The sequence below is a fragment of the Actinoplanes sp. TFC3 genome (assembly GCF_001553785.1).
Classification (GTDB): domain Bacteria; phylum Actinomycetota; class Actinomycetes; order Mycobacteriales; family Micromonosporaceae; genus Actinoplanes.
Window position 1 is genome coordinate 1 of sequence record NZ_LOJP01000021.1, and the last position, 4,813, is coordinate 4,813.

Consider the following 4,813-nt stretch of genomic DNA (forward strand, 5'->3'; position numbering starts at 1 on the left):
CCAGCTCCGCCGACCACTGCGCAACATCGACATCCGTCACACCATGCCCAACGAGCCGATCATGAAGACGTCTCGCCTGCCGACTGCCGTTGCAGTACTAGGCGTCCAGCCAGGAACTGAGCAGTGGCACTACGGCGCGCAGGTCGCCTCCCTCGGCTTCTGCGTGGGCGGCAGTGCGAGCCGCTGGGGTGGCGTTGAAGGCGATGGCCAGACCGACCGCGGCGAACAGGGGCAGGTCGGACCTGCTGTCACCGACAGCGGCGCAGCGGGCCGGGTCCACACCGAGCTCGGCGGCCACAGCGAGCGCGAAGTCACGCTTGCCCATCTCGTCGAGATGCTCGGCGACCTCGCCGCTGTAGCGGCCCTCGATTACTTCCAGGCGGGGGCCACTGGTGCGGGTGAAGCCGAAGCGCTCACACAGGTAGTCCCCGACTGGCTTCCACGCCAGGGTGGTCAAGACGGGCGCCAGGTCCTGCGCTCGACACCAGGAGATGGTCTCGGTGATCCCCTCGACCAGCGGAAGGAACTCCGGGAAGCCGCGCACCTGCGCCGGGGTGTGTCCCGTCCAGCCTCGGGCGTCGAGGATGGAGACCTCCTGGTTGCTCAACGTCCCAGCGGCGTAGCTAGCCTCTGCCTCGCGCACCACATCGGTATGACCGAGTAGTTCTGCTAGGTACTGTCCGCTGCTGGCCTGTGGGACCAGCGTCCCGTCCACGTCGAAGAACACCGCTGCACGCACCACACCCGAAGGCTACGGACCACCCCGACAGCACCCGTCGTGGCACGGCCAACGTCCGCCTTTGCCGTAGACAAGGTGTACCTGCCTCCAACTCGCGTCACCCTGCGTAAACGGCGGCGTGGCGGTCGACGACTCGTTATAGAGCGGCATCATCGTCCCCAACCGGGCCCGCCCGGTGCTGCGCGCCCACGTGACCTACCGCCGGCTGACCGGAGCCGGTGACGGCGACCCGCTGTGACCCTCGGCATCGGCCGCAAGCAGCTCATCATGCTCGACGGCGCGCTGCTGCCGTCGGTGCTGCAGAACCTGCCCGGCGGCGCCGATAAGCTGAGCGGATTCGAGCAGGGCTTCGTGGACGCGCTGCTGGCGCGGATGGGCATGGAGGCCCGCCAGGACGCCCAGCTGAAGGCCAACCAGCGCAGGTACCTGCAGGAGGCGGCCGAAAGGGCACTCGATAAGTGAATCTGGAACATGCCGCCGCCCTGACTCCGTGCCTGGTGGTCCTCGTGCTGCCCGGCTGGAGTCTGTGGCGCATGGTCAAGGGTCTGCGCGCCGGTGACTGGCGACGGCCGGCCTGGTTCGGCCATGCCACCTGGGCGTCGTTCTTCCTCATGGTGCTGGCCTGGCTGTGGGGGCTGGCCGCCGGGCCCGCCCTGCAGAGCCTGGCGGAGAAGTGCTCGATCAGGCACCACCAGCCCTACGACGACGCCTATTACCAGGCCCACCGCGACGACTACCACCGCCTCTTCCCCCTGAGCAGCAGATGCAATGCCGACTACGACCTGGTGCCGGCGTGGGTGAACCCGGCGATCGCCGTGTTCTTCCTGCTCCTCCTGCTGAGCATCGCGGGCCTCGTCTGGACGTCGGCACACCGGTCGACCGTGAAGGGAAACTCCCCATGACGTCTGGCAAGATCTCCCGCCGCTGCAGGTGCAGCTGGCCGGCGGCGCCGCCGCACTGCTGCTCACCTACGTCGCCCGCCGCTTCCATTACGAGATCGATCAGCTGCGCGCCGGCGACCTGACCGGGTTCGCGGCCACCGTCGCGGCCGGCCCGGCCTACGAGAGCAACTACCGGTCGGGCACCGCGCTGGCGATCCGCCCGCACGCGTACCCGTCCGGGGTGCGGGGTGGCTTCTACCCGCAGGAACTGGTCGTGATCCGGGACATCCTGGCCGAGCTGGCCGGCACCGTCGCCTGGGGCGGCGACTTCGACCAGCCCAAGGAGTCCCACTTCGAGATCGCCTACCAGCCGGGGCACCCGAGCCTCGACGCCGCGGTCCGGCGCATCGACGGCACCGCGAGCGCCGGGACAGTCGACGCGTTCCGGCCGGCCGGGCGCACGCGAGCCAAGCAGTTCGAGCGCACCAACAAGTAGGGCGGGCGGCGGCGCCCGGCACACCGGTGCCCGGCGACTGCGATGATGTCCCGGTGACCGAGCTGGTGGAGCGCGTCGACGACCAGGACCGGGTGCTCGGAGTGGTACGCCGGGACGAGGCGATCCGCCGCGGGTGGCTGCACCGCATCGCCACCACCGTCTGCCGGGACGAGCAGGGACGGTTCCTGGTGCATCGGCGCGGCGACGCGCTGGTGCGATTCCCCGGCTACCACGAGGTGACCATCGGCGGCGCGGTCGCGGTGGGCGAGTCCTATCAGCAGGCGGCGGCCCGCGAGCTGTTCGAGGAGCTCGGCATCCGGGCCGTCGTCCGTCCGGTGGTCACCTTCCTCTGCCGAGGTGAGCTGGGTTCCTATTGGCTCGGTGTGCACGATGCGGCCGTCACCGGCACCCCGGCACCGGACCGGTCGGTGGTCGCCTGGACCGGCTGGATGACCCACCCGGAGTTGCAAGCGGCGGTCAAGAACCGCCGCTTCATTCCGGACGGGCAGGAGGCATTTCGCCGCTACCTCGCGGCGAGCGGATCGGAGTTCGGCGGATAGGGGTCGTGTGCGCACAATGAGGCGGTGCATGTGATGAATGGCAGCGCAGTGCTGAAGCCGGATCCGCACCCGTCGGGTGCCCGCCCACCGATCATTCCGCCGGAGCTCCTGCCGGTCCATGCGGCGCTGGTGATGGACGGCAACGGCCGGTGGGCCAAGGACCGCGGACTGCCGCGGACGGACGGCCACCAGCGGGGCGAGGCGGCGCTGTTCGACGTCATCGAGGGTGCGATCGAAATCGGGATCCGGCACCTCTCGGTATATGCCTTCTCGACCGAGAACTGGAAACGTTCCCCGGAGGAGGTGCGCTTCCTCATGGGTTTCAGCCGTAACGTCCTGCGGCGACGGCGCGACGCTCTGATCGAGCGAGGGGTCCGCGTTCTGTGGGCCGGGCGCCCGGGCCGGCTGTGGCGCAGCGTCATCCAGAAGCTGCGGGATACCGAGCAGCTGAGCCGGCACAACTCGACTCTCGATCTGCAATTCTGTGTCAATTACGGTGGTCAGGCGGAGATTGCCGACGCGATCAGCCTGGCCGCGAAGGCGAACCGAAAGAATTCCGCGAACACGACTTCGCACGCCTGCTCGATGCCGCCTACCGGCACCCATCGTGCTGATCTAGGACGCTTTGAACGCACACAGGTCCGCCCGCATGCGCACGTTGATCGCTGCCCGGCCGTGGCTCCGGGTCTATCAGCAGCCCTCGTATGCGCCGGAGCTGAACCCGGTCGAGAAGATCTGGTCGGCGATTAAACTCAGCCTCGGAAACCTGTCCGCCCGCAAGGCCGGCACTCTCTCAGCGGCCGTCAAGAACCGCCTCAAGAAAGATGCACTACCACCACGGCCTGATCGACGCCTACCTCACCGGAACGGGTCTATCACCACAAACGCCGACCAGACCCTGACTACGAAAGGTCTCTAGTGGGCATCGCCGCTGGCTCACGGCGCCCGTGTCCCGGGGTATAAGCCGTCCGGGTCATGAGACCGACGCCCGCGGTAGGGGTGCGGGCAACGAACGTGTCACCAGCCGCCAAGTAGTCGATCTTGCGCGGAGACCGGCAGCGGAAACACGTAGCCCAGCAGGACGTCGATCCGGCCGAGCATCGCCGTGCCGATCAGCGTGCCCGACACCACCCCGGCCAGGCCGCCGACGATGGCGCCGACCCCGGCCATCAGCAGCACCATCGGCACCCCAAACCAGGCCCCCACGATCCCCGCACAGGTGCCGGGCACGTTGCGTCCCATCGTCACCCGCACCCAGGACCGCCAGCCCGGGCCGCGGGCCGCCCGGCCAGGAACCGGGGCGGGTAGCGCGTCCAGCACAACCGGCGCCGGGGTGGGAGTGCTGGCAGGTGTGAGGACGGCACCGCAGTGCGGGCACGATGCTGCAGCCGGGTCCGGCAGCGGCCGCCCACATTGATCACAGAACAACCGGCTGGCCGCCGACCTGCTCGCCGCCGCGTAGACCCGGCGCAGCGCCGGCGCCGGGTGGAAAGGACCACGGGTCTACGACTGGGCCTGGCTGGCCGACGTCGGCGCCGACGGTGATCCGGACGACGACGGCCGGCACAGTTTGCTGATCCGCCGCAACCATACGACCGGTGAACTGGCGTTCTACCGCTGTTGGGCACCGGGTCCAGTCACGCTCGCCCAGCTGGTGCGGGTGGCGGGAGTTCGCTGGATCGTGGAAGAAAGTTTTCAGGCCGGAAAGGGCCAGGTCGGTCTTGACCAGCACCAGGTCCGCCGCTGGACGCCCTGGCACCGGTTCACCACCCTCGCCCTGGCAGCGCTTGCGGTCCTCGCGATCTGCACCGCCGACGCCCGACCGCGGACCGTCCCACTCAGCCCGACATGATCGACCTGACCGTCAAACAGATCCGCCGCCTGATCAACGTCCTACTGATCCAGCCGACACGCAGCCTCACCCACCGTTTGCGCTGGTCACGTTGGCGACGCCGTCACCAGGCGCGAGCCAGACGAGCTCACTACGCCCGCCGCCTCAACCTCGAAACTCAGCCATGATCACGAATGGCGGCTGCCGGACTAAGGTGTGTTTCGTAAGTCAGCTGAGGTCTGATGGTTGCGGCGTGGCGGTGATCGATAACTGAAGAGGTCTCCGGTACTTGGTACAACGACCAAG

At 68.5% G+C, this 4,813-nt stretch carries 9 protein-coding genes and 1 pseudogene; 7 read left to right on the forward strand and 3 right to left on the reverse strand.

All coding sequences use genetic code 11. The features are described 5' to 3' along the window. Positions 1-97: 97 nt before the first annotated feature. On the reverse strand, positions 98-742 hold the full coding sequence (locus tag TFC3_RS34935; protein ID WP_201787321.1) for an HAD family phosphatase: 645 nt from the start codon (positions 740-742) through the stop codon (positions 98-100). Positions 743-973: 231 nt separating this feature from the next. Between TFC3_RS34935 and TFC3_RS34940 the strand changes: the two genes are divergently transcribed. The 6 genes and pseudogenes from TFC3_RS34940 (at position 974) to TFC3_RS39920 (ending at position 3,595) form a co-directional block, all read left to right on the forward strand. Beyond that, entirely contained in the window at positions 974-1,201 is a 228-nt protein-coding gene (locus TFC3_RS34940; RefSeq protein ID WP_067510608.1) for a hypothetical protein, read from the forward strand. Then, complete coding sequence (locus tag TFC3_RS37665; protein ID WP_153040645.1) at positions 1,198-1,641, forward strand: hypothetical protein; 444 nt, start codon at positions 1,198-1,200, stop codon at positions 1,639-1,641. The genes TFC3_RS34940 and TFC3_RS37665 overlap by 4 nt, the downstream gene beginning before the upstream one ends. A 28-nt stretch (positions 1,642-1,669) precedes the next feature. Then, entirely contained in the window at positions 1,670-2,116 is a 447-nt protein-coding gene (locus TFC3_RS34950; RefSeq protein ID WP_067510609.1) for a hypothetical protein, read from the forward strand. Positions 2,117-2,169: 53 nt separating this feature from the next. Then, positions 2,170-2,676 carry an NUDIX hydrolase gene (locus TFC3_RS34955; protein WP_067510610.1) on the forward strand — a complete coding sequence of 169 codons (507 nt, stop codon included), beginning with the start codon at positions 2,170-2,172 and terminating at the stop codon, positions 2,674-2,676. Positions 2,677-2,709: 33 nt separating this feature from the next. Beyond that, positions 2,710-3,246, forward strand: a pseudogene (uppS, locus tag TFC3_RS34960) (polyprenyl diphosphate synthase); the annotation flags it as partial. A 79-nt stretch (positions 3,247-3,325) separates the two neighbouring features. Next, entirely contained in the window at positions 3,326-3,595 is a 270-nt protein-coding gene (locus TFC3_RS39920) for a hypothetical protein (protein WP_236718645.1), read from the forward strand. A gap of 98 nt (positions 3,596-3,693) precedes the next feature. Here TFC3_RS39920 and TFC3_RS34965 read toward each other — a convergent pair whose 3' ends face one another. Together TFC3_RS34965 and TFC3_RS37670 are read right to left on the reverse strand one after the other, a co-directional pair. Continuing rightward, positions 3,694-3,918, reverse strand: a complete 225-nt coding sequence (locus TFC3_RS34965; RefSeq protein ID WP_067510611.1) for a hypothetical protein — start codon at positions 3,916-3,918, stop codon at positions 3,694-3,696. Positions 3,919-4,093: 175 nt separating this feature from the next. Then, a complete protein-coding gene (locus TFC3_RS37670) occupies positions 4,094-4,408 on the reverse strand; it encodes a hypothetical protein (protein ID WP_153040646.1) in 315 nt (104 codons plus the stop codon). Between the two features lie 116 nt (positions 4,409-4,524). Here TFC3_RS37670 and TFC3_RS38425 point away from each other — a divergent pair, with 116 nt between their 5' ends. Further along, the gene (locus TFC3_RS38425) at positions 4,525-4,695 is read left to right on the forward strand and encodes a hypothetical protein (protein WP_161952740.1); all 171 of its coding nucleotides are present in this window, start codon (positions 4,525-4,527) and stop codon (positions 4,693-4,695) included. Positions 4,696-4,813 lie beyond the last annotated feature (118 nt).

What these genes read in the sequence shown, in the direction of transcription:
- TFC3_RS38425 (WP_161952740.1), top strand. Translation starts at nt 4,525, where the DNA reads ATGATCGACCTGACCGTCAAACAGATCCGCCGCCTGATCAACGTCCTA.
- TFC3_RS34965 (WP_067510611.1), bottom strand. Translation starts at nt 3,918, where the DNA reads ATGGGACGCAACGTGCCCGGCACCTGTGCGGGGATCGTGGGGGCCTGG.
- TFC3_RS39920 (WP_236718645.1), top strand. Translation starts at nt 3,326, where the DNA reads ATGCGCACGTTGATCGCTGCCCGGCCGTGGCTCCGGGTCTATCAGCAG.